Source organism: Lentzea sp. CC55 (genome assembly GCF_021056325.1).
GTDB classification, from domain to species: Bacteria; Actinomycetota; Actinomycetes; order Mycobacteriales; family Pseudonocardiaceae; genus Lentzea; species Lentzea jiangxiensis.
The window spans coordinates 71,594-96,173 of record NZ_JAJCXE010000043.1; the positions used below are offsets into that span (position 1 = coordinate 71,594).

At 71.0% G+C, this 24,580-nt stretch carries 15 protein-coding genes; 9 read left to right on the forward strand and 6 right to left on the reverse strand.

Annotation, left to right across the window (positions count from 1 at the left end; genetic code table 11):
* The first annotated feature begins 105 nt into the window (after positions 1-105).
* The 4 genes from ssb (at position 106) to L6E10_RS27615 (ending at position 11,779) form a co-directional block, all read left to right on the forward strand.
* Positions 106-501 carry a single-stranded DNA-binding protein gene (gene ssb, locus L6E10_RS27600; protein ID WP_236222829.1) on the forward strand — a complete coding sequence of 132 codons (396 nt, stop codon included), beginning with the start codon at positions 106-108 and terminating at the stop codon, positions 499-501.
* Between the two features lie 272 nt (positions 502-773).
* Entirely contained in the window at positions 774-2,450 is a 1,677-nt protein-coding gene (ettA, locus tag L6E10_RS27605) for an energy-dependent translational throttle protein EttA (protein WP_236222831.1), read from the forward strand.
* An 18-nt stretch (positions 2,451-2,468) separates the two neighbouring features.
* Positions 2,469-6,500 (forward strand): hypothetical protein, encoded by a 4,032-nt coding sequence (locus L6E10_RS27610; RefSeq protein ID WP_236222833.1) that lies wholly within the window; start codon positions 2,469-2,471, stop codon positions 6,498-6,500.
* Positions 6,501-6,847: 347 nt separating this feature from the next.
* A complete protein-coding gene (locus tag L6E10_RS27615) occupies positions 6,848-11,779 on the forward strand; it encodes an NAD-glutamate dehydrogenase (protein WP_236222835.1) in 4,932 nt (1,643 codons plus the stop codon).
* 66 nt (positions 11,780-11,845) lie between these two features.
* Here L6E10_RS27615 and L6E10_RS27620 read toward each other — a convergent pair whose 3' ends face one another.
* Positions 11,846-12,328, reverse strand: coding sequence for a DUF2975 domain-containing protein (locus tag L6E10_RS27620; protein WP_236222836.1), 483 nt, complete (start codon positions 12,326-12,328; stop codon positions 11,846-11,848).
* Between the two features lie 107 nt (positions 12,329-12,435).
* On the opposite strand from L6E10_RS27620, the gene L6E10_RS27625 reads away from it, so the two are divergent.
* The 3 genes from L6E10_RS27625 to L6E10_RS27635 all read left to right on the forward strand — a co-directional run bounded on the left by L6E10_RS27625 (position 12,436) and on the right by L6E10_RS27635 (position 16,578).
* A complete protein-coding gene (locus L6E10_RS27625; protein WP_236222838.1) occupies positions 12,436-12,867 on the forward strand; it encodes a thioesterase family protein in 432 nt (143 codons plus the stop codon).
* Entirely contained in the window at positions 12,860-13,486 is a 627-nt protein-coding gene (locus L6E10_RS27630; protein WP_236222840.1) for a hypothetical protein, read from the forward strand. The genes L6E10_RS27625 and L6E10_RS27630 overlap by 8 nt, the downstream gene beginning before the upstream one ends.
* Positions 13,487-13,653: 167 nt before the next feature.
* Positions 13,654-16,578, forward strand: coding sequence for a BTAD domain-containing putative transcriptional regulator (locus L6E10_RS27635; protein ID WP_236222842.1), 2,925 nt, complete (start codon positions 13,654-13,656; stop codon positions 16,576-16,578).
* On the opposite strand, the gene L6E10_RS27640 is transcribed toward L6E10_RS27635, so the two are convergent.
* The 4 genes from L6E10_RS27640 to L6E10_RS27655 form a co-directional block, all read right to left on the reverse strand.
* Positions 16,575-18,167 carry an alpha-amylase family glycosyl hydrolase gene (locus tag L6E10_RS27640; protein WP_236222844.1) on the reverse strand — a complete coding sequence of 531 codons (1,593 nt, stop codon included), beginning with the start codon at positions 18,165-18,167 and terminating at the stop codon, positions 16,575-16,577. The two genes, L6E10_RS27635 and L6E10_RS27640, sit on opposite strands and share 4 nt — an antisense overlap.
* Positions 18,168-18,224: 57 nt before the next feature.
* Positions 18,225-18,608 carry a globin gene (locus tag L6E10_RS27645; RefSeq protein ID WP_236222845.1) on the reverse strand — a complete coding sequence of 128 codons (384 nt, stop codon included), beginning with the start codon at positions 18,606-18,608 and terminating at the stop codon, positions 18,225-18,227.
* 152 nt (positions 18,609-18,760) lie between these two features.
* The gene (locus L6E10_RS27650; RefSeq protein WP_236223012.1) at positions 18,761-19,642 is read right to left on the reverse strand and encodes a mechanosensitive ion channel family protein; all 882 of its coding nucleotides are present in this window, start codon (positions 19,640-19,642) and stop codon (positions 18,761-18,763) included.
* 41 nt (positions 19,643-19,683) lie between these two features.
* A complete protein-coding gene (locus tag L6E10_RS27655) occupies positions 19,684-21,780 on the reverse strand; it encodes a prolyl oligopeptidase family protein (protein ID WP_236222847.1) in 2,097 nt (698 codons plus the stop codon).
* 151 nt (positions 21,781-21,931) lie between these two features.
* Here L6E10_RS27655 and L6E10_RS27660 point away from each other — a divergent pair, with 151 nt between their 5' ends.
* Positions 21,932-22,600: an HNH endonuclease gene (locus tag L6E10_RS27660; protein WP_176959939.1), complete on the forward strand. Its 669-nt coding sequence runs from the start codon at positions 21,932-21,934 to the stop codon at positions 22,598-22,600.
* Positions 22,601-22,617: 17 nt separating this feature from the next.
* Here the strand turns inward: L6E10_RS27660 and L6E10_RS27665 are convergent, their stop codons facing one another.
* The gene (locus tag L6E10_RS27665; RefSeq protein WP_236222848.1) at positions 22,618-23,058 is read right to left on the reverse strand and encodes a DUF2345 domain-containing protein; all 441 of its coding nucleotides are present in this window, start codon (positions 23,056-23,058) and stop codon (positions 22,618-22,620) included.
* A 339-nt stretch (positions 23,059-23,397) separates the two neighbouring features.
* Between L6E10_RS27665 and L6E10_RS27670 the strand changes: the two genes are divergently transcribed.
* Positions 23,398-24,564 carry an MFS transporter gene (locus tag L6E10_RS27670; RefSeq protein ID WP_236222850.1) on the forward strand — a complete coding sequence of 389 codons (1,167 nt, stop codon included), beginning with the start codon at positions 23,398-23,400 and terminating at the stop codon, positions 24,562-24,564.
* Positions 24,565-24,580: the final 16 nt, after the last annotated feature.

Here is a 24,580-nt window from a genome sequence, read left to right on the forward strand (position 1 = left end):
GTAATCCACAGATCCGCGCACGCCCGAGCCGCCCCACCGCCCTCCGGAGCACCCTGGACCGGAACCCGCGACCTGGAGGCGAGCCCGATGTCCTGGAATTCCACCGTGATCACCGTTGTTGGCACTGTCGTCAGCGACGTCACGTACAAGCACGGCGAGGACGGCAAGACGAACGCGTTCTTCCGGATCAGCTCGACCGAACGCCGGTACAACACGGCGCTCGGCGAGTGGGAGGACGGCGAGACCTTGTGGCTCGGGGTGTGGTGCTGGCGCAAGCTGGCCGACAGCGTGAAGACCACGCTGTCCAAAGGTGATCCCGTGATCGTCCAGGGCAAGCTGCGCATCCGCACCTACGAGAAGGACGACGTGAAACGGCAGTCGTTCAACGTCGACGCGGCACACGTCGGGCTGGATTTGAGCCGCGTGCAGTCACTGGGCGCCGCCCCGCTCGTTGAACCGCGCGTCGCCGACGACCCGGCCGAGGAGCCGATCCCGTTCTGAGCGGGCTTGAGCCGTTCGGGGCAAACGAGCGGCGGTAGTTCGGGAACCCACCCGATCGGGCACCACCGCCGGACAAGATGTGCGTACCGCGAACCACGAAGAAGGAGGGAAGCTCGTAGGTCGGGACCACCGAGCCCCGATCGCTGAGGGTCGTTCACGTTCGAACGGAACGAGCAGGTCACCGAGTCGCGTGACCCTCTGTCCGAGGCCGGACGCGGGCTACTCGGCGACCGAGGTCAGGAGCCTCCGGGCACCGCTCTACGATCGCCGCCATGGCCGAGTTCATCTACACCATGAAAAAGGTGCGCAAGGCGCACGGTGACAAGGTCATCCTCGATGACGTCACGATCATGTTCTACCCCGGCGCGAAGATCGGTGTGGTCGGTCCCAACGGCGCCGGCAAGTCGAGCGTGCTCAAGATCATGGCGGGGTTGGACACGCCCAACAACGGCGAGGCGTACCTGTCGCCCGGCTACACCGTCGGGATCCTGCAGCAGGAGCCGCCGCTCAACGAGGAGAAGACCGTCCTCGGCAACGTCCAGGAGGGCCTGGGCGAGATCAAGGTGAAGCTGGACCGCTTCAACGAGATCGCCGAGCTGATGGCGACCGACTACTCCGACGAGCTGATGGAGGAGATGGGCAAGCTCCAGGAGGAGCTCGACCACGCCGACGCGTGGGACCTCGACTCCCAGCTGGAGCAGGCGATGGACGCCCTGCGCTGCCCGCCGCCGGACGCCGACGTCACCAAGCTCTCCGGTGGTGAGCGCCGCCGCGTCGCGCTGTGCAAGCTGCTGCTGAGCAAGCCCGACCTGCTGCTGCTCGACGAGCCCACCAACCACCTGGACGCGGAGAGCGTCCTGTGGCTGGAGCAGCACCTCGCGCAGTACGCCGGCGCCGTGCTCGCCGTGACCCACGACCGGTACTTCCTCGACAACCTGGCCGAGTGGATCCTCGAGATCGACCGCGGCCGCACCCACCCGTACGAGGGCAACTACTCCACCTACCTGGAGAAGAAGGCCGAGCGTCTCGCGGTTCAGGGCAAGAAGGACCAGAAGCTGCAGAAGCGCCTCAAGGACGAGCTCGAGTGGGTGCGCTCCGGCGCCAAGGCCCGCCAGGCCAAGTCCAAGGCGCGTCTCGACCGCTACGAGGAGATGGCGGCCGAGGCCGAGAAGACCCGCAAGCTCGACTTCGAGGAGATCCAGATCCCGCCGGGCCCGCGTCTGGGCAACGTCGTGGTCGAGGTCGACAAGCTCAAGAAGGGCTTCGGCGACCGGGTCCTGATCAACGACCTGTCGTTCACGTTGCCGCGCAACGGCATCGTCGGAGTCATCGGCCCGAACGGCGTCGGCAAGACGACGCTGTTCAAGACCATCGTCGGGCTCGAGAAGCCGGACGAGGGCGACGTCAAGGTCGGCGACACGGTCCTGCTGTCCTACGTCGACCAGAACCGCGGCGGCATCGACCCGAAGAAGACGGTGTGGGAGGTCGTGTCCGGCGGGCTCGACTACATCCACGTCGGCAACGTCGAGATGCCGTCCCGCGCGTACGTCAGCGCGTTCGGGTTCAAGGGTCCGGACCAGCAGAAGCCCGCGGGCGTGCTGTCCGGTGGCGAGCGCAACCGCCTCAACCTCGCGCTCACGCTCAAGCTCGGCGGCAACCTGATCCTGCTGGACGAGCCGACCAACGACCTGGACGTCGAGACCCTGGGCTCGCTGGAGAACGCTCTCGAGCAGTTCCCCGGCTGCGCCGTCGTGATCTCCCACGACCGGTGGTTCCTCGACCGCGTCGCCACGCACATCCTCGCGTGGGAGGGCACGGACGAGGACCCCTCGAAGTGGTACTGGTTCGAGGGCAACTTCGAGGGCTACGAGAAGAACAAGCTCGAACGCCTGGGTGCGGACGCCGCGAGGCCGCACCGTGTCACGTACCGCAAGCTGACACGGGACTGAGAGGGCAACGGCGACGTCGTGGCGGCGAGGGGCGAGACGCAGGCGAACGTCGAGGTGAGCACGCTGGTCGTGCCCGCCTGGATGCTGCGTTGGCGCGCACCGGAGCTCGCTCTGGTGCTGGGCGAGCGCGCGGTCGCGCTCGCCTCGACCCGCCGCGACGAGGCCGACCGCCTGCGGGCGGAGGCGCTCGTGGTCTTCGCGGGCAACCGCGTGGGCCGCGGCGTCCGCTTCGCCGACCGGGCGCTCGACGCCCTGAAGGCGGCCGAGGCCGCCGGTGAGCACGAGACCGGGTGGCTGCTGCGGGTCGAGCTGGCGGCGTGCGCGCGCTCCGTGGGCGCGCCGCTGACGGGGTTCGCGGCGGTCACGCCGGTGCTGGAAGCGCCGGACGTGCCCGCCGAACTGCGGGCCTCCGCTCTGGTGCAGGCCAGCGAATGCCTCGTCACGGTCGGCCGCGGCGACGAGCCCGCGCGGGCTCTCGCCGAGGCGGACCAGCTCTACGTCGCCGACACGACGCTCGACGAGGACACGCGCCTGCTGCTGCGCGGGCTGATCCGCGCGGTGCAGGCCGCGCAGCACCGGCGGTGGGGCGACATCGCCGCCGCCATCGGTGCCGCACGCGAAGGATTGGACCTGTTGAGCAGGTTCTCCGACCCGGCCGCGGACAGCGGCCAGGGCGTCGGCCACCTCACGCTCGAGTTGGCGCTCGCGTTGATGGACGCGAACCGCCTGCACGACGCGAGCGAGGCCGGCGACCCGCTGCTCCACCTCCCGGTGCGCGCTCCGTCGGCGTCCACGACGGGCTGGTTGCGCCTGGCCCTGGCGACGCGCGTGCACCTCCCGGCAGGCCGCGTCGCACTGGCCCGCGAGATGGTGCGCGAGGCCGCGGTGAGCGCCGAACGCCACCAGCTCGACATGTTGCTGGCCGAGAGCCTGCTCGCGCTGGCCCACGTGAACGAGGTGTCCGGCGACCTGGCCGACGCGCTGACCAACCTGCGCTCCGCCCACGCCGCCGAACGCCGCCGTGCCCGCGCCGTCTACGCGGTGCGCGCCCGGCTCGCCGCCGAGTTCTCCGGTGTGCACCGCCAGCCGGCCGACCTGCACCAGCAGCTGGCCGGTCTGCTCCGCCCGGTCGAGGGCGCGCAGGTGGCCACCGACGGCGTTCTGCCCGCCGCCCTGAAGCAACAACTCCGGCAGTGGCGCCCGGTCCAGGTCCGCAAGGGCGATGGGCTGAAGGCCAAGCGCGCCCGGCGCGCTGCCGAAGACATGACCGTGGAGGGTTTGTCCGCGGCACGACAACACGCCGCCGACCGGTGGCGCATGGTCCAGCCGTTCGGCGAGCCCGATGACAAGACCCCGGAACCCGTGGAACCGCCACCCGCATCCTTGCCTTCCTCTCCCTCCCCCACCCCTGCCTCCCCGTCGTCCTCGGAGCGCACGGTCCCCGCCTCCGGCCTGATCGCCTCCGCCGGTGCCATGGTGAGCGGCCGCCGCCGCGCCGCCCGCGTGGCCGCCGGCGAGATCGACGACCGCCCGACCACCATCGCCGAGATCCCCGTCGCGACCGACCTGCCCCCCGCCGCATCGCCGGCCTCCGAGCCGCCCGCTCCCGAACAGCCCGCACCGCAGCCGCCCGCACCGCAGGAGCAGCTGACCGTCGAGCAGCAACGCAAGCGCAAGGTCGAGCAGCAGCTCATGGAGCTGCAACGCGAGGCCCGCCGTCAGATCGAGGAGGAACGGCAGGCTCGCGCCGAACAGCGCGCCCAGGCCGAACGCGAGGCCCGTGCCGCCGAGGAGGCAGCGCGCCAGGAGGCCGAACGCCAGGAAGCCGCCCGGCTCGAGGCGGCGCGCAAGGAAGCGGCCGAGCAGGAGGCCGCGCGCCGGGAGGCCGCCCGGCAGGAAGCCCTTCGCCAGGAGGCGGCCCGGCAGGAAGCTGCCCGCCTGGAGGCCGAACGTCAGGAGGCGGCCCGGCAGGAGGCTGCCCGCTTGGAGGCAGCGCGCCAAGAGGCCGCCCGCCTGGAGGCTGAACGCCAGGAGGCCGCCCGCCAAGAACTCGCCCGCCAAGAGGCGGCCCGGCAGGAGGCCGCTCGCCTGGAGGCTGAACGTCAAGAGGCCGCCCGCCAGGAACTCGCCCGGCAGGAACTCGCCCGGCAGGAGGCCGAACGTCAGGAAGCCGCCCGTCAGGAGGAGGCCAGGCGCGAGGCCGCACGACTGGAAGCGGTTCGCCGCGACGTCGCCCGCCAGGAGGCGGCGCACCAGGAGGTTGCGCGCCGCGCCGGCGAACGGCAGGCCGCCCGTGCGGAGGCCCCGGCCCGCGACGAGGCCGCCCAGCCGCAGCAGGAAAGCGTGCTGGACATGCTCAAGGCGCAGGGCCTGCGGGCAGGCGGCCGGAGGCGGGCCCGCGAGGCCGAGCCGGAATCCCGGTCCGAGTCGCGGGCCGCGACCCCGTCGTGGGGCGTCGAGCCGCCGACGAGCCCGCGCCGGGACGAGCCGTCCGCGGAGTCCCCGTTGCAGGACCGCTCCGCGACCCCGGACTCGTCGGACCACCACGCGCGCCCCGGGCTGTCGGCCGCGTTCTCCCGGGCCCCGGCGGCTGCGGACTTCGGTCCCCACCTCGACGAGCCGGCGTACCCGCAGCACACCCCGGCGGACGGCTTCCCCGCGGTCCCCGATCCGGACGAGCGCAGGCTCCCGGACCTCGACTTCAGCTTGCTGGACCTCAACGCGCCGAAGCCGGAGGCGTCCCTCGCCGCCGCGCCGGAGCACCCGGCCCAGCAGTCGGAGCCGGACCCCGCGCCGCTGCTCCCGGCCCCCGACCCGGTTCCGGCCGTGCCGGAACCGGAGGAGGTCCCGCCGTCCCCGCAACCGGACCTGATGACGAGCACCTTCCTGAGCTCGGCGGACGTGGAGGACGACTCCGGTGACGTCCCGACCGTCCCGGTGCGCAAGCCCGACCAGCCCCCGCCGGCCTCCGGCACCCAGACCGGCTTCGGGACCCGGGCGGGTTTCGGCACCCAGACTGACTTCGGCACGCAGCCGAGCTTCGGCACGCAGACCTTCGGCACGCAGAGCGGTTTCGGCACCCAGTCGGCCTTCGCCACGCCGTCGTCGTTCAACGCGCGGCCGGACTTCGACCCGCAGACCGGTGAGAGATCAGCGGCCGGATCCGCCCCCGCGACGGCTAGTGAGCCGGAGCCCGCCGTGGAGTACGACTTCTTCGCCACCGAACCCGGCTCGCCGGCCGAGCCGGACGCGGGCCACGGGACCGGTGCGGGCGCCTCGCCCGCCGAAGCGGGAGACAGGACGGGCCCGCCGAGCAGCCGTCGCCGTCCGAGCGAGATGAGCCTCGCCGACCTGCTGGCCGAAGCGCTGGTCGCGTACGAGACGGGCCGCCGGTCCGACGAGGAGCAGCTCGAGGCGTCGGACCTGAGCCCGGCCGGCTGGTCGGCCGCGGAACCTCCCGCGGGGCAGCCGTCGGAGGAGGCGTCCGGAGTGGAGCCGAAGCCGGAGGCCGAGCCGGTCACGGGGTTCGGTGTGCAGCAGGACGCCGCGGTCCGGACGCTGCCCGGCTCGGCCGCGTTCGGGCAGGAGAAGCCGTTCGGGTCGGAGGCCGCGCCGGGCTCGGACAGCTACTTCCAGCCGGGCCGGTACCTCGGCTCGCAGGAGACCGGCACGTCGCCGAACCCGGAAGCGCCGTCGCCGGACGGGGCTTTCGGAGCGGACCTCGCCTCCGGCAGGCGGCGCAGGCCCGTGCCGGAGACACCCGTCCCGGACGCCTTCCCGTCCAGCCCCTCCTTCGGCACGCAGCCGGTGGCGGACACGGGGACGAGTCCCGGCTCAGCCACCCCGGTCACGCCCTCCTCCGGGTCACCGCAGGCGTTCGGGTCACCGCAGGCGTTCGGGTCGGCGCAGGCGTTCGGGAGCGCGCCGGAGTCCGAGCAGGAGAAGACCGGGCCGATCGTGCCGGGCGGTGTCGCACCGGACAACGAGACCACGGGTCCGATCCGGCGCTTCGGGGCGCAAGGTCCCGGCTGGACGTTGCCCGGGGCGTGAGGGTGGCCAGCGCCACACCTCAAGCCTTGCCCAACTCGTCCGCGGTGGGCTTAGCGGCCCGCCGCGGGCGGGTAGGTGGTCGGAGGCCGGGCCCCCACCGGCCGATGATCGGTTGTGCGTCACCGGATCGGCGGTTCGCGCGAGCCGGCTCTCGGGGTTGAGCCGGTGGCGGGCCGACGGGGCGGTGGTGCCTGAAAGTGTTGCCGCCACTGAGGATGTGACTCGATTCAGCCTCGATTCAGTGGTCCGTCAGAGCCCCTCCCGTTGCCGTTGACGGCCGCCGCCCCATCTAGGGTGGGGTCGGACCCGGCACACAGAGGTGCCGGATAGCGTGGAGTCGCCTGAAGATGACCTCGACTGGAGCCCCGACCCGAACCGATGACGTCTCCGCGGCCCCCGCCGCGGCTGATGGCAGTCGAACGGCCAGTCCTGAGCAGGTCCGTGACGAGCTGATCGAACGGGCCGCCGCCAATGCCCCCGAACTCGCAGACCTGATCCGCCTTTTCTACCGCCACGTGCCCGCCGAGGAAGTCAACGACGACGACCCGGTGGACCTGGTCGGAGCGGTGCGGTCGAACTACCAGCTCGCCGAGAGCCGCGTCCCCGGACGCGCCGCGGTGCGCATTCTCAACCCGACGCGCAGCGCCGACGGGTGGCAGTGCCCTGTCACCGTCGTGCAGGTCGTCACCGACGACATGCCGTACCTCGTGGACTCGGTGGCGTCCGAGCTCACGCGGGCGGGCGTGCAGGTGCAGCGCGTCGTGCACCCCATCGTCGTGGTGCGGCGCGACCCGGTCACCGGTGAGCGCACGGAGGTGCTGCCGACGGCCGACCCGGCGGATCCACCCGCGGACGCGCTGGCCGAGTCGTGGATGAACATCGAGGTCGACCTCATCACCGACCCCGGCCGCGCCCGCGAGCTGGAGACCCGGCTGCAGGCGGTGCTGACCGACGTCCGCGAGGTCGTCGAGGACACCGACCGCATGGTCGCCACGGCGCTGCAGCTGGCCGGCGAGCTCGAGAAGGACGCGTCCGAGTCCACCACCGACGGAGCGAAGCTGCTCCAGTGGCTGGCGGACGGGCACTTCACGTTCATGGGCTACCGGCAGTACGAGCTGGTGCACGAGGACGGCGAACCGGCTCTGCGGGCCGTGCTCGCGAGCGGCTTGGGCGTGCTGCGCCAGGACAGCCTCGCCGCGCGCAGCCTCACCGCCGGCCCGGACAACGGCGCGCAGGCGCTCAGCCCCGACCTGCTGGTGCTCACGCAGGCGAGTGCGCAGAGCAGCGTGCACCGCAGCGTCTACCCGTACTACGTCGGCGTGAAGACGTTCGACGCCGAGGGCAACGTCTCCGGCGAGCACCGCTTCCTGGGCATCTTCAGCACCACCGCGCTGCACGAGGACGTGCTCGACATCCCGGTGATCGAGCGCCGCGTGCGCGAGGTCATCCACCGCGCGGGCTTCCCGCTGCAGTCCTACTCGGGCCAGCGGATGCTCGAGGTGATCCAGAACTACCCGCGCACCGAGCTGTTCTCGGTCGACGCGGACACGCTCTACCAGACGACCACGGGCGTCATCGCGCTCGCGGAACGCCGCCGGCTGCGGCTGTTCCTGCGCCGCGACCCGTTCGGCCGCTTCTTCTCGTGCCTGGTCTACCTGCCGCGCGACCGCTACACGACGACGAGCCGCCTCGCGATGCAGGAGGTGCTGCTCGCCGAGCTCGGCGGCCTGAACCTCGAGTACAGCGCGCGCATCGGCGAGTCCGCCCTGGCCCGCGTGCACTTCATGGTGCACACGGACCCGGCGCGCACGCTGGAGCCGGACGTCCACGCGATCCAGGCCAAGCTCGCCGAGGCCGTCCGCAGCTGGGACGACCGCATGGTCGAGGCGGTCGGCGGCGACGGCGCCGAGTCGGCCACGGAGCAGGGCCAGCGGTTCGCCGCGGTCTTCCCGGAGGCCTACAAGGAGGACTTCCCGGCCTCCACCGGTCTCGAGGACTACCGCCGCATCGAGCGGCTCGCCGAGGGCGACCTCGACATGGTGTTCTACGTGCCGGACAACGCCGAGCCGGGGGAGCGGCGCTTCAAGCTGTTCGTGACCGGTGAGGGCATCACCCTGTCCGACGTGCTGCCGATGCTGCAGCGCATGGGTGTCATCGTGGTCGACGAGCGGCCGTACGAGATCGCCCGCGAAGACGGCGTGCAGTGCTGGATCTACGACTTCGGCCTGCGCATCGACAAGGCCGCGCTCGCGCAGCTGTCCGAGGAAGACCTCGACAACGTGCGGGTGCGCTTCCAGGACGCGTTCGCCGCGGTCTGGCGGGGCGAGGCCGAGGTCGACCGGTTCAACTCGCTGGTGCTGCAGGCCGGGCTCACCTGGCAGCAGGCCGCGATGCTGCGCGCGTACGCGAAGTACCTGCGCCAGGCCGGCACGCCGTACTCGCAGGACTACATCGAGGACGCCGTGCTCGGCCACACGAGCGTGGCGATCGCGCTGGTGGCGCTGTTCGAGTCCCGGTTCGACCCGCGCCTGGACGACGCGACGCGCGCCGACCGCACCGAGACGATGGTCGTCGAGACCGGCAAGCTGATCGACGACGTGACGAGCCTCGACGCGGACCGGATCCTGCGCAGCCTGCTCACGCTGATCAACGCCACGCTGCGGACGAACTACTTCTTCCGCGACGCCGAGGGCAACGCCCGGCCGTACCTGTCGGTCAAGCTCGACCCGCAGGCGATCCCGGACCTGCCGCAGCCGCGGCCGAAGTTCGAGATCTTCGTGTACTCGCCCCGGGTCGAGGGCGTGCACCTGCGCTTCGGCAGCGTCGCGCGCGGTGGCCTGCGGTGGTCCGACCGCCGCGAGGACTTCCGCACGGAGATCCTCGGCCTGGTCAAGGCGCAGGCCGTGAAGAACGCGGTGATCGTGCCGGTCGGCGCCAAGGGCGGCTTCGTCGTCAAGCGCCCGATCCCGGCGACCGGCGACCCCGGCATCGACCGCGAGAACTTCATGTCCGAGGGCATCGCCTGCTACAAGATGTTCATCTCGGGCCTGCTCGACCTCACCGACAACCTGATCAACAACGAGGTCGTGCCCGCGTCGCAGGTCGTGCGTTACGACGGCGACGACACCTACCTGGTCGTGGCGGCGGACAAGGGCACCGCGACGTTCTCCGACATCGCGAACGGCGTGAGCCAGAGCTACGGCTTCTGGCTGGGCGACGCGTTCGCGTCCGGTGGCTCGATCGGCTACGACCACAAGGCCATGGGCATCACGGCCAAGGGCGCGTGGGAGAGCGTGAAGCGCTCGTTCCGCGAGCTCGGCGTGGACACGCAGACCGAGGAGTTCACCGTCGTCGGCATCGGCGACATGTCCGGTGACGTGTTCGGCAACGGCATGATGCTGTCCGAGCACATCCGGCTCGTGGCCGCGTTCGACCACCGGCACATCTTCATCGACCCGAACCCGGTCGCGGCCACCTCGTTCGCCGAGCGGGTGCGGTTGTTCAACGTCCCGCGCTCGTCGTGGGACGACTACGACCGCTCGCTGATCAGCGAGGGCGGCGGCGTCTTCCCGCTGACGGCCAAGTCGATCCCGGTCTCCGAGCAGGCCCGCGTCGCGCTGGGCCTGCCCGAGGGCGTCGAGAAGCTGTCCCCGCCGGAGCTCAAGAAGGCGATCCTGCTCGCGCCGGTCGACCTGCTCTGGAACGGCGGCATCGGCACGTACGTCAAGGCGTCGACCGAGTCGCACGCCGACGTCGGCGACAAGGCGAACGACTCGATCCGCGTCGACGGCAACGAGCTGCGCGTCAAGGTCATCGGCGAGGGCGGCAACCTGGGCCTCACCCAGCGGGGCCGCATCGAGTTCGCGCGCGGCGGCGGCAAGGTCAACACCGACGCGCTCGACAACTCCGCGGGCGTCGACTGCTCCGACCACGAGGTCAACATCAAGATCCTGCTGGACCACCTGGTCCGCGAGGGCTCGGTGGAGCAGCAGCAGCGCAACGAGGTCCTCGCCGAGATGACCGACGAGGTCGGCGAGCTCGTGCTGGCGGACAACTACTCGCAGAACAGCGTCCTCGGCGTCAGCCGGGCGCACGCCGCTCCGATGCTGTCGGTGCACGCGCGTCTCACGGCCGACCTGGAGGCGCGCGGGGCCCTCAACCGCAAGCTGGAGGCCCTGCCGAGCGTCGCGGAGTTCAAGGCGCTGGAGAAGAACGGCGAGGGCCTCACCTCGCCGGAGCTCGCCACGCTCCTCGCGTTCACCAAGCTCACCCTGAAGGAAGAGCTGCTCGCGAGCGACATCCCGACGATCGACACCTTCACCCGCAAGCTCCCGGACTACTTCCCGAGCCTGCTGCGCGAGCGGTTCGGCGCGGAGATCCCGAACCACCCGCTGGCGCGGCAGATCATCACGACCGTCGTGGTGAACGAGGTCGTCGACGGTGGTGGCATCTCCTACGCCTTCCGCCTGGCCGAGGAGATGAGCGCGTCGGCGACGGACGCGGTCCGCGCGTACGCCGTCGTCACCCAGGTCTTCGACCTGCCGTCGATCTGGCGGGAGATCGAGGCGCTGGACACGGTGGTGCCGACGGACGTGCAGGACAGCATGGTCCTGGAGACCCGCCGGCTGCTCGACCGCGCGTCCCGCTGGCTGCTGTCGAACCGCCCGCAGCCGCTCGCGGTCGGCTCCACGATCAACCGCTTCCGCGGCGTGGTCGAGGAGCTGAGCCCGTACGCCTTCGACCTGTTGCAGGGCAAGGAACTGGCCGTGGTCGCGGACAAGGCGGACCGGTACGTCGAGCAGGGCGTCCCGGCCGAGCTGGCCCGCAAGGTGGCCGCGCTGCTCTACATGTACGGGCTGCTCGACGTCACCGAGATCGCCGAGCTGGCCGAGCGCGAGTTCGGCCCGACCGGCGGCGCGGGTCCGGAGCGCACGCACCGCGAGACGGCCGAGCTGTACTTCGCGCTGTCCGACCACCTCGACATCGACCACATGCTGGACTCGGTGACGAGCCTGGAGCGCGGCAACCGCTGGCACGCCCTGGCCCGCCTGGCCCTGCGCGACGACTTCTACTCGTCGCTGCGGGCGATCTCCCTCGACGTGCTGAGGGCGAGCGACGAGGGCGACACGGCGAGCGAGAAGATCTCCAAGTGGGAGCAGGCCAACGCTTCCCGCCTGGCCCGCTCGCGCGGTGCGCTGGAGGAGATCAACCGGGTCCGCCAGCTGGACCTGGCGACCCTGTCCGTCGCCGCCCGCCAGGTGCGGAGCATGGTCAGGTAGTACGCACCGAGCACGAACCGGGGCGCCGCGAAATCCCCTTCGCGGCGCCCCGGTGCCAGTTGAACGTCAGACGACCTGGTCGAGTTCCCCGCGCTGGTCGACCGCCCGGCGGAGCCACTGCCGCCCGACCACGACCAGCAGCGCGACGCCGGCCGCCGCGACCGTCCCGGCGCCCGATCCCATCCACAGCCCCAGGACCTCCATGCCGTCGGCGGGCGACGGGATGTCGGCGAACGTGACGAAGACGAACAACCACGCGAGGACCAGCGCGCCGGCGGCGACGGCCCCGATCGCGACGTTCGTCCACCTGACCGAGCCCGGCTCGAACAAGGTGCCCTCTCCCGCGCGGTGCAGCACCCCTCCCAGCGCCACCGCCAGCACCTGCAGACACGCGACGAAGACGATCGCGGACACCACGAACGGCGTTCTCACGGCCTCGTAGGGCGGGAACAGCTCGACCTCGTTCGCCGCGGTCGCCGGGATCACCGCGACCTGCGCGAACAGCCCGCCGAGGAACGCGATGGCGAGCAGGGCCTGCAGGAAGGTCACCAGACACGAGACATGGATCGAGTATCGAGAGTTGCCTATCGACTTTCAATCGCTGCGTGTGGAGGTCCTGTGAAGGTTCGTGCGGTCGTGAGCGGTAGGGTCCCTGCATGGGTGTCTTCGTCACGGGTGTGCGGCCGCGGTGGTCGGACATGGATGCGTTCGGCCACGTCAACCACGCCAAAACGGTGACGTTGCTCGAAGACGCCCGGATCGAGCTGCTGTTCACGGAGGCGGCCCGCCACGGCGTCAAGGAACTCGCCGAGGGCATGGTCGTCGCGAAGCTCGTGGTCGAGTACCTCGCGCCGATCGTCTTCACCGGTGAGGACATCATCGTGGAGATGTCGGTGCGGGAGCTGAAGTCCGCGTCGCTGACGCTCGACTACGTGGTGCGCGGCAGCCGCGACGTGAACAGCCCGGTGGTCGTCAAGGCGGAGACGCTGATGGCGCCCTTCAACGTGACGACAGCACGTCCGCGGCGGCTGACCGAGGCCGAGCGCGATTTTCTCGCCGGGTGGCGGGCAGGGGGAAACGGTGCCTGATCTGGTGTTGGCCGACGCGGCCGAGAGAGACGACCTCGGGGCGTTCGCCGCACGCGCGGTGCGCCTCGACGCCCAGACGGTGGTGCGGCTGCGCAACCGCAACGAGGAGCTGCTCGACGCGTGGGTCGCCACGCCGTTCGACACCCTCGCGACGCGAACCGTTGCGGGACAGGCGAATCCCGCCGACGTCACGGTGTCCGGATCGGAGCTGCTGACGGGTCTCGCGGTCATGCGCGACGAGCGCATCGACCCGGGACCGGCCAAGGACCTGATGTGGCGCTCGGCCCTGCCGCCCGCGGAGGGCTGGCTCGTGGTCGACCGGCTGCCCGTCGCGGTCGTCGCGGAGATCGCGGACGAGGGCGTCGAGGTGGCGCGGGAGAACACCGGTCCCCAGGGGACGCCGCCGGCATCGCTGCTGGACCAGACGGTGCTCACCGTGACCGGGTCCGGGTTGGACGTGAAGGTCCCGCTGCGGGTCCTGTTCGCCTTGTCGGGCATGGGTTTCCTCGGCGACGACGGTGACGTCCGGGTGACGGCGACCGATTCGTGGCTGCGGATCGACGCCCGGTACGGCGCGGTCGTCCGCCGCCGCCACTCGATGCTGCCGCTGATCGTCTGAACCCGGGCCGAGCCCGGATCGGGCTCTTCTTCGACCTGGTCCTCGTCTTCACCACCACGCAGCCCCGCGACGTCGGTCTGCTGCTCGCGGTGGAGTGACGCCGTGGCCGAGGCGCGCTACGTTGGCGGCTCGGAGGGATCACGGCTGGGGGGCTTGTGGAGTTTCGCGTGTTGGGACCGGTCTGCGTCGTCGTCGACGGCAGACAGGTGCCGGTGGGCGGCCCGAAGCCGCGCACGCTGCTGGCGCTGCTCGCCACCAGGCCCGGACGCGTCGTGTCCGCCGAGCACCTCATCGACGCGATCTGGGGCGAGGACCCGCCGGACACCGCGCGGGCGTTGGTGCACACGTACGTCTCCGCGATCCGCAAGGCGGTCGACGCGGAGGTCATCTCCCGCGACGCGGGCGGCTACCGGCTCGACGCCGAAGAGGTGGACCTGACGGCGTTCCGCAGGGAGGCCGACGCCGGGGCGCGCGCCGTTCCTGACCAGGCCGTCGACCACTTCCGCGCGGCTCTGCGGCACTGGCGCGGTCCCGCGCTCGGCGGCGCGCAGGGCAGCTGGGCGGAGAACGAACGGGCCCGGCTCGAGGAACTGCGGCTGGGGGTCCTCGAAGACCTCGCCGAGGCCGGGCTCACGACCGGGCAGGGCGCCGACCTGATCGGCGAGCTCACCGAAGCCGTGGCGCAGCACCCGTTGCGGGAACGGCTGCGGGCCCAGCTGATGCGCGCCCTGCACCAGGCGGGCCGGCAGGCCGACGCGCTCGCCTGCTACCAGGAGGGCCATCGGGCGCTGGTCGAGGAGCTCGGCGTGGACCCCGGGCCGTTGCTGCGGCAGGCCCACGGCGAGGTGCTCGCCGAACCCCTGGCCCCGCCGGTACCGGAACCCGCGCCGGTCACGCCGCCGGGACAGCTGCCGTTCGACATCGCCGACTTCACCGGACGCGCGAGCGAGGTCGCCGCGCTCTCGCGCCGGCTCGTGGACACCTCGGGCTACCGGTTGTGCGCGCTCTCGGGCAAGCCGGGATCGGGCAAGAGCACGTTGGCGTTGCACGTCGCTCACCGCGTGCGCGCGCACTTCCCGGACGGTCAGCTCTACGCCTCGTTACGGGGAGTGCAGACCGTGCGCTCCGACCCGGCCGAGGTGCTCGTCGGGTTCTTGCGCGCGTTGGGTGCCGCCGATGCGGCGATTCCCGTTGAACTCGACGAACGTGCGCAGCTCTACCGCACGTTGCTGGCTGACAGACGCGTGCTGATCGTGCTCGACGACGCCTCCGACGAGCGCCAGATCCGGCCGCTGCTACCCGGCGCGCCCACGTGCGCCGTTCTCGTGACGAGCCGCGAACGCCTCGGTGCGCTGGGAGGCGCGCACCAGCTCGACCTGCACGTGTTCGACGACGCCGAGGCGTTGCAACTGCTGGACAGGGTCGTCGGGGGCGGCCGGGCGCGGCGGGAGGCCGAGGACGCCCAGGAGATCGTCCGGCTGTGCGGGCACCTGCCGCTGGCGCTGCGGATCGCGGGCGCCCGGCTCGCGGCACGCGTGCAGTGGCCGCTGGCACGCCTCGCGGACCGCCTCAAGGTGCAGCACAGGGTGTTGCAGGAGCTGATGATCGGCGACCTGGAGGTGCGCGGCAGCCTCGCGCTGAGCTTCGACGAGCTGGGGGAGCTGGAGCGGACCGCGCTGCGGCGCCTGGGCTTGCTGGACGTGTCGTCGTTCGGCGGCTGGATCGTCGCACCCCTGCTCGGCTGCGACGCCTACACGGCAGACGAGGTCGTGGAACGGCTCGTCGACGCCCAGCTGCTCGACCCGGTGGGTGCCCGGTACAAGCTGCACGACCTGACGCGGGCGTTCGCGCGGGAACGCGGTGAGGCCGAGGAGACGGGGTTCCCCGCCGTCGCGAACCGGGTCGCGCGCTGCCTGCTGGCGCTGGTCGAGGCCGCCGGGGCGCGGATGCCGCGCGCCGACTTCGACTGGGTCGAGACGTCGGTGTCGTTCCTCGACCGGGCCAAGATCGACGAGATCCTCGACGACCCCGAGGAGTGGTTCGACGCCGAGCAGACCGAGCTCGTCGGCTTCGTCGAACGCATCAGCGAGCTCGACCTGACCGAGGCCGCCTCGAAGCTCGCCGCGGCGCTCAGCTCGTCGCGGTTCGCCGTCCGCAACCTCTTCAGCCAGTGGTACCGCACGCACAACGCCGCCCTGGAGGCCGCACGGCGCGTCGGTGACAAGCTGGCGGAGGCACGGTTGCTCGCCGGCCTCGGCTGGCTGAGGTTCGAGCAGGACCGGCTGGACGAGGCCGCGTCGTACTACGAGCAGGCGCTGGAGCTGAGCGACGGCGTCCGGTTCCAGGCGCTGACGAGGCTGTCGCTGAGCACCGTGCACCGCGAGCAGGGACGGCTGGCCGAGGCCCGCACCGCGCTCGACCTGTCGCTCGCCGGTCTGCGCACGCTCGACGAACCGAAGGCGCTGGCGCAGGCGATCCACGGCCTGGGCCGGGTGCTGTGCGAGCAGGGGGACCTCGACGAGGCGGTGCGGTACTGCACCGACGCGGTCGCGCACTACCGCGAACTGGGCAACGCCCGCGACCTCGCCATCGCGATGCGGTCCGTCGGCATCGTCCACCGCGCGGCCGGGAGGCTGGACGAGGCGGACCGGTGGTGCTCGGACGCGGTGACCCTGCTGGCGCGGCTGGACAACAAGCTCGCGTCGGCCTACGCCGTGCAGTCGCTCGCCAAGGTGCGGGTGCGGCAGGGACGTGGTGCCGAGGTGCGCGAGGCGCTGGTCGAGGCGTTGGAGACGTGCAACGAGATGCAGGACGGGTTCGGGCAGGCCCTGGTGCTGCGCACGCTCGGGGAGCTCGAACTCGCGGAAGGCGACCTGGCGGAGGCCCGGCGACGGCTGGAGCACGCCCTGCGGTGGTGGGACGCGCTGGCGCTGACCGTCTGGCGGGCGCGGACCCTGCGCGACCTCGCGGCCGTCCTGGACGCCTCCGGGGAGTCCGGCGAGGAGCAGTGGGGCGAGGCTCTGGCGATCTTCCGCCGGTACGGCAACCGGGAGGCGCGCGAACCGCGCCTCCCGGTCACCCTGACGCTCTAGACGAGCCAGACGGCGGTGTCCGGCGGCAGCTGGTCACCGTCCATCGGGCCGGACGACAGCAGCACCTGGCCGGGCGGCAGCGGCACGGACGCGCCCGAGGTGTTCAGCGCGCAGATGAGCCCGCCGCCCTTGCGCCGGAACGCGAAGCAGCCCGCCGGGGCTCCGTACCACTCGAGCTCGTCGCCCGCGAAGCCCGCGTTGGACTTCCGGTGCTCCAGCGCCTCGCGGTAGAGCGAGAGCATCGAGCCCGGGTCCTCCAGCTGCGCCTCGGCGGTGAGGTGGCCCCACTCGTTCGGCTGCGGCAGCCACGTGCTGACGGCCGTGGAGAACCCGAACGGGGGCGCGGTGCCCTCCCACGGGATCGGCACGCGGCAGCCGTCACGGCCGCGCTCGGTGTGCCCGGACCGCTCCCAGGTCGGGTCCTGCAGCGCCCAGTCCGGCAGCTCCACGTTCGGCAGGCCGAGCTCTTCGCCGTTGTAGAGGTAGATCACGCCCGGCAGCGCCAGCTCGACCAGCGTCATCGCGCGGGCCCGCTGCTCGCCCAGCGCGCCACCGCCGTAGCGGGTCACGTGGCGCACGACGTCGTGGTTCGACAGCGTCCACGTCGCCGGCGTGCCGGACGGCGCGACGGCGGCCAGCGAGTGCTCGATCGCCGAACGGACGGCGTCCGCGTCGAAGCCGGCCTCGACCAGCCGGAAGTTGAAGCCCAGGTGCAGCTCGTCGGGACGGACGTAGGCGGCGAACCGCTCGTCGTCCTTCACCCAGATCTCGCCGACGGCCATCGTGCCGGGGTAGCCGTCCATGACCTTGCGGATCATGCGGTGGATCTCGTGCACGCCGTCGTTGTCGAAGCGCGGGTCGTGCGCGTCGTCGCTGAGCACGCCGGGGGCCTGGTGGCGGATCTCCATGTCCGGCAGGCCGTCGGGCTTGGCCATGCCGTGCGCCACGTCGATGCGGAAGCCGTCGACCCCGCGGTCGAGCCAGAACCGCAGCGTGCGCTCCAGGTCGGCGCGGACCTCCGGGTGCTCCCAGTTGAGGTCGGGCTGCTCCGGCGCGAACAGGTGCAGGTACCACTGGCCGTCCGGCACGCGGGTCCAGGCGGGGCCGCCGAAGACCGACGTCCAGTTGTTCGGCGGCTGCGAGCCGTCGAAGCCGCGGCCCTCGCGGAAGATGTAGCGGGAGCGCTCCATGCTGCCGGGACCGGCCTGCAAGGCCTCCTGGAACCACTCGTGCAGGTCGCTCGTGTGGTTCGGGACCAGGTCGACCGTCACGCGGATGTTGTGCTCGTGCGCGTCCGCCACCAGCCGGTCGAACGCGGCCAGGTCGCCGAACAGCGGGTCGACGTCGCGCGGGTCGGCGACGTCGTAGCCGTGGTCGGCCATGGGGGAGCGGTAGAACGGGGTGAGCCAGAGGGCGTCGACCCCGAGCAGCTCCAGGTAGCCGAGGCGGGACCGGATGCCTTCGAGGTCGCCGACGCCGTCGCCGTCGGAGTCGGCGAAAGAGCGCACGTACACCTGGTAGAAGACGGAGTCACGCCACCAAGCGGCCTCTTCGGCGATCTCAGGGGTGAGGTCGGAGGATCGTCGCACGAGGGGTCATCCTGCCATTCGTCTCGCTGCCAAAGGACCCGAACGGGTGATGGCTGGTCACGACCAGCTGTTCATCAAGCTGTTCGCGGCCATCTCCATGTAGTCCCAGAGCTGCTTGCGGTGGGCCTCGTCCAAGCCGGCCTCGTCGACGGCGATCCTCATGCAGCGCAACCACGCGTCGCGTTCGATCGGGCCGATCTTGAACGGCACGTGGCGCATCCGCAGCCTCGGGTGGCCCCGGTTGTCCGAGTAGGTGTGGGGGCCGCCCCAGTACTGCACGAGGAACAGCCGCAGCCGCTCTTCCGCAGGTCCGAGGTCTTCTTCCGGGTACAGGGGGAGGAGGACGTCGTCGGACTTCACCTCTTCGTAGAAGCGCGCGACGATGCGGTGGAACGTCTCCTCGCCACCGACCTGTTCGAAGAAGCTCACGGGGTTGCCCACCCACCCATCCTGACTCACGCGGGCAAGTGGGCGCAGGCCGCCCCGGTGTTGGCTGTGCCATAGGGGTGTGAACTGGCAGGACGCCGGATGATCACCGTCTCGAATGGGTGTTCCACCTCACCCGGCCTCCTGGTTTGGAGGACAGGCCCTCGCTACTTGGCGGTGAAGCCCGCTTCTTCCAGTGCGGGCATGAGCTGAGCGCGGAGGTTGCGCTGGACCGCCCACTGGCGGCCGGGACGCGTCTTGGCCGTGACCCGCAGCGTGATGCCCTCCGGCGTGAACTTCTCGACGCCGAGGACCTCGGGCTTGGCCGTGATGTCGGCCTTCAGCGGGTCCTTGTCGGCCACCTCGGAGACCTTGCGCTCGAGCACCTGGGTGGCCTCGGCGAGGTTCGCGCCGTAGCTCAGCGGCAGGTCGACGACCGCGACCGCGAAGCCCTGCGACGAGTTGCCGACGCGCAGGATCTCGCCGTTGCGGACGTACCAGACGGTGCCGTTCGTGTCGCGGATCGTCGTGGTGCGCAGGGCGACGGCCTCGACGGTGCCCGTGGCCGGGCCGAGGTCGACGACGTCGCCCACGCCGTACTGGTCCTCCAGCAGCATGAACATGCCGGCCAGGAAGTCCTTGACCAGGTTCTGGGCGCCGAAGCCGATCGCGACGCCCAGGATGCCCGCCGAGGTCAGCACGGGCGTGATGTCGAGCTTGACCACGATCAGGATCTCCAGGAACGCTATTCCGAAGATCATGATCGTGACGATCGACTTCAGCACCGAGCCGATCGTCCTGGCGCGCTGCTCGCGGCGCTCGGACATCAGGTTCCCGAGCGCCTGCGGAGCGCGTTCCCGCAACGGCTTGAGCAGGCCCGGCTTCCTGCCTTCCTTGCCGGGCGTGGTGATCCGGTCGATGACCTTGCGCAGCATGGCCCTGATCACGAACGCGGCGATCAGGATCAGAAGGATCTTGATGCCACCCGCGATGATGTCCGGGCCGTACTTCTCGAAGAAGCCGACCGCCTGCGCGGTCCTGTTCTCGATGTCATCCACGGGACTCGTCGCCATCACGTGGTCGTGCCCTCCTACAACTCCATGCCGGTGGCATTCGCGAGAAACGTCAGCTGGTCCACGGCGAGAGACACCGTCCGGCTGACCGACCGGCCCGCGTGACCGACCTCGGTCTCGCGGCGGATCAGCACCGGGTGCTTGGTCGGATCGCTCGACGATGCGTGCTGCAGCGCGGCACACATCTTCCTGGCGTGGTTGGGATCCACACGAGAATCCGACTCGAACACCGTGAACAAGACCGAAGGGTACTCAACGTCCGTTACCACTTGGTGATACGGCGAGTAGGAAAGCAGCCAGTCCAGTTCCTCGGCAACGCTCGCGCTGCCGTACTCGTCGGCCCACAACCGTCCGAGCAGGAACTTCTCGTAGCGCACCATGTCGAGCAGTGGCGCTGAGCACACCACGGCCGCGTAGAGCTCCGGCCGCTGGGTCAGCGCGGCGCCCACGAGCAGGCCGCCGTTGGAGCCTCCCATGATCGACAGCTGCTGCGGCGTGGTCCACCCTTCGCGGATCAGGTGCTCCGCCGCCGCGTGGAAGTCGTCGAACACGTTCTGCTTGTTGCCGCGCATGCCGGCGACGTGCCAGTCCTCGCCCTCCTCGTCGCCGCCGCGCAACGACACGTGCACCCACACGCCGCCCGCTTCGACCCACGCGAGCGTGGTGGCGCTGTAGCCGGGGCCGCGGCCGATCGCGAAGCCGCCGTAGCCCGTGAGCAGCGCGGGACGGGGCAGGTCGGGCTTCTGCTCGCCGCTGACGACGAACATCCGCACCGTCGTGCCGTCCTTGGACGCGTACGCGATCTGCTGCGTCGTCACGGCCGGCAGCTCGACCCGGCCCGGCGCGGCCTCGTGCAGGACCGTCTCGCCGGTGGACTTCGAGTACCGGTACACCGACTGCGGCGTGACGAAGTCAGTCCACCCGAACCACAGCGCGTCCCGGTCGTGGCCGGTGTGGACGTCCACGACGGACATGCCGTGCACCGACCCCGTGCCGGGCAGCGGGATCTCGCGCTTGTGCTCACCGGTCGTGGCGTCGTGCAGGTGCAGCTCGGACACCGCGTGCCGGGTGCGCAGGACGACCAGGTCGCCGTCGAGCAGGCGCACGCCGTCGAGCACCGAGTCGGGCTCCTCGCCGATCAGCTCGGTCCACTCGGTCGGGTTCGCGGGGTCGGCGACGCAGAGGCGCTGGCGGGGCGCGCCGTGGTTCGTGTGCAGGTAGAGCCTGCCGTCGCGGCCGACGGACGCGGAGCACTGCACCCCCGCCTCGGACAGGACCACGGCCTTGAGCTCGGCGTCGCCGTGCAGGTCCGCGATCCACACCGAGTCGTGCTTCAGGGTGCTGGGCGCACCGCTCACGACCAGCCAGCGGCCGTCGTGCGAGACGTTGAGCGTGTAGTAGAAGGTGGGCGCCTGGTCGTCGCCGTGCACGTTGAGGTCGGTCGCCGGGTCCGTGCCGACGCGGTGGCGCCACACGCGGCGGTGGAACAGCTTTTCGTCCTCGGGCAGCAGCGCCGGGTCGAGCTGGCGGACGTAGAAGAACTCCTCGCCGCCGGGCAGCCAGCCGATCGCGGAGTAGCGGCAGCGGTCGATGGGGCCCTCGATCAACTCGCCGGTCTCGACGTCGACGACGTGCAGCAGCGAGTGCTCGTTGCCGCCGACGGACACCTGGTAGGCGAGCCGCGTGCCCTCGAGGCTGGGGGACCAGCCGTCCAGGGTGGTGCTGCCGGACGGGTCGAGCGCGCTCACGTCGAGCAGCACGCGTTCGGTGCCGTCGGCCTCGCGCACCAGGACGACGGGGTGGTCCTGCTCGGGGCCGCGGCGGGTGAAGAACGCCCTGCCGGCGCGCCAGGTCGGGGTGGACACCGATCCCGTGCGCATCAGCTCCCTCAGCCTGGCGTCGAGCCGCTCGCGGCCGGGCATCGCGTCCAGCCAGGAGCGCGCCAGCGCGTCCTGGGCTCGTGACCACTGCTCGGTGCGCGGGTCCGCGACGTCCTCGAGCCAGCGGTACGGATCGGCGACTGCTCGGCCGTGGATCTGCTCGGCGAGGTCCAGCCGCTCGGCGGCAGGGTAGGTGATCGTCGCAGGCAGGGGCGTGGAAGGGGCTTCTGTCACCTTGTCCAGGGTAGCGGTTGATGAAAACGATCCCCGATAGGGACGTGGTTCACCCCGGGTTCGATCACACATCCGTGACGCGTCACTTATCACACGTGATTTTTTCCTGGTAAGTGTGGTCTCCTATGGCTGAACCGGTGGAGGTGGTCGCGTGCCAGACCGACAACCGACCCCTATCGGCACCTCGCTGCCAGGCGAGACGGCGCCGACGGTCCCCCCATGCCGAAATCAGCCCGAGCTGCGGTCGGTGCCGGACGGGGATCGGGGCGGGGGAGGTTCCGGTCCGACGCCGGCGGTCTTCCCCTGGGGAAGACGCAAGGTCCTGCTGCTGAACGCCACGTTCGAGCCGCTCACGGCGTTGTCGCTGCGCCGCGCGGTCGTCCTCGTGGTGTGCGGGAAGGCCGAAGTCGTGCACGGCGACGCCTCGGGGCTCGTGCTGCACTCGTCGAAGTCCGAGGTGCTCGTGCCGTCCGTGATCAGGCTGAGCACATATGTCCGTGTTCCCTATCGCGGCCGTGTGCCGATGACCCGAGCCGGGCTCATGCACCGCGACCGGTACCGCTGCGCCTACTGCGGCGGGCGGGCCGAGACGATCGACCACGTGGTGCCCCGCTCGCGTGGCGGACCTCACACCTGGACCAACTGCGTCGCCTGCTGTGCGAAGTGCAACCACCGCAAGGCGGACAAGCTGCTGTCCGAACTGGGCTGGCGGCTGCGCGTCGTTCCGGCGGCGCCGCGCGGCCCGCACTGGCGGTTGCTCGCCGGCGTGGCCGAGGCTGATCCGCAGTGGTTGCCGTACCTGGGTGAACCCGCGGCCTGAGCCGCCGTTGGGGTGGGTCAGGCCGCGAGGGAGAAGTCGTCGCGGCGCGCCGTGATGCGCACGGAGTCGTCGAGTGCGGTGATCCGCACGCTGTCGTCGTGTGCCGTGATGCGGACCGAGTCGTCGTGCGCCGTGATGCGCACGGAGTCGTCCATCGTGATGCGGACCGAGTCGTCCTGAGCAGTGATGCGGACGCTGTCGTCGTGCGCCGTGATCCGGACCGAATCGTCCATGGTGATCCGGACCGAGTCCTCACGCGCAGTGATCCTGACCGAGTCCTGCCGCGCGGTGATCCGAACGGAGTCCTCACGGGCGGTGATGCGGGCCGAATCGGCCATCGTGATCCTGACCGAATCGCTCGCGGTGATGCGGACGCTGTCGTCCATGGTGATGCGCACGGAGTCGCGGGCCGTGATGCGCACTGAATCGTGGGCGGTGATCCGAACGGAGTCGTCCATCGTGATCCGGACGGAGTCACTTGCGGTAATGCGTACCGAATCGTCCTTGTAGCTCGGAAGAGTGAAGGTCACGGCCTGCGGGCGGGTCATCGTGAACATTTTGTGTCCTCCAACTCGTCTGGGGCGGGTGCGCAAGACCCGTATAGGTGAAAAGCTAGGAGGTGGGTGTTCCGGGAACAAGACCCCAAACCGGCACCCGTTCGCCGCCGACCGGGTGAGGACTGACCGGGTGTAACCGCTGCGCCGCACGAGAGCACTCATTGCCCTTACTGGCCGGTATGGACACGCTCTGTAGCGTTCAGACTGATGGATCGTGATGTGCGTCATACCGTGAAAGGCGTGCATGAACGTGGTTTCCGAGCGCTCACCGCGGCCTGGGCCGTGTCGCTCGTGGGCGACGGCGTGCGCGTGGTCGCGCTGCCCTTGTTCACCGCCGCGAGCACGCGGAGTCCGCTCGCCGTGTCCGCCGTCGCGGTCGCCCTGACCCTGCCCTGGTTGCTCGTGGCGCTGCCCGCCGGCGCTCTCGTGGACCGCTGGAGGCCGAGAACCGTTGTCGTGGTCGCGCATTGGCTGCGCGCCGGGGTGACCGGAGTGCTCGCGCTGGCGGTCCACACCGGACACGCGACGGTCGTCGTCTTGTGCGCCACGGCTTTCGTGCTGACCTCCGCCGAGACGTTCGCGGACTCGGCGTCGCAGGTGCTGCTCGTCGAGCTGGCAGGACCGGACCTGGAGGCGGCCAACGGCAGGTTCGTGACGGTCGAGACCGTCGGCATGGACCTCGCGGGCCCGCTGGCCGCCGCGGCGCTGTTCTGGTGGGCCCCGGCGGCCTGCTTCGCGCTCGACGCGATCTCCTTCGTGGCCGCCGCGGTGCTCGTGTCCCGCGTGCCGGACGTCGCCCCCGACCGCTCGCGCGGTGATCTCCGCGGTCAGCTCGCCGAAGGTGCCGGGTTCCTCCTGCGGACTCCCGGCCTGCGGTCACTGGTAGTTGCCGTTGCAATCACGGCTTTCGCCGCGGCCGCCGTCAACGCCATGTTGGCGCTCTACTCCATCCAGGTGCTCGGCCTTGCCGAACCGGTGGTTCCGGTGCTCGTCGTGTGCATGGCGGCCGGTGCTCTGCTAGGGGCGCGGGTATCGTCGCGGCTCGCGTCGCGCTGGGGTGCCGGCCGGGTCATGGTCGGGTTCCTCGCTCTGCTCGGCGCGGCGTTCGCGCTGTTCGGGCTCACGCCGTGGCTGGCGGTGGCCGTGGTCGCGTGCGTGCTGTTCGGCGTGGCGTCCGCCGGCTGGAACGTGCTGTCCGCGACCCGGCGCCAACGGCTCACGCCGGGGCCGATGATGGGCCGCGTGACCAGCGCGTACCGGGTGCTGGCCTGGGGGTTGTCCCCGCTCGGTGCGGGGCTGGCGGGCCCGCTCGCCGCGGCGACGTCCCTCGGCGCGGTCTACGTCGTGGCGGGCTCGGTCGTGGGACTGACCGCGATCTTGCTGGCCCGGCCGCTCGCGCGCTCCTGAGTTCGGCTACCGTACC

What these genes read in the sequence shown, in the direction of transcription:
- L6E10_RS27665 (WP_236222848.1), bottom strand. Translation starts at nt 23,058, where the DNA reads ATGGACGACTCCGTTCGGATCACCGCCCACGATTCAGTGCGCATCACG.
- L6E10_RS27615 (WP_236222835.1), top strand. Translation starts at nt 6,848, where the DNA reads ATGACCTCGACTGGAGCCCCGACCCGAACCGATGACGTCTCCGCGGCC.
- ettA (WP_236222831.1), top strand. Translation starts at nt 774, where the DNA reads ATGGCCGAGTTCATCTACACCATGAAAAAGGTGCGCAAGGCGCACGGT.
- L6E10_RS27625 (WP_236222838.1), top strand. Translation starts at nt 12,436, where the DNA reads ATGGGTGTCTTCGTCACGGGTGTGCGGCCGCGGTGGTCGGACATGGAT.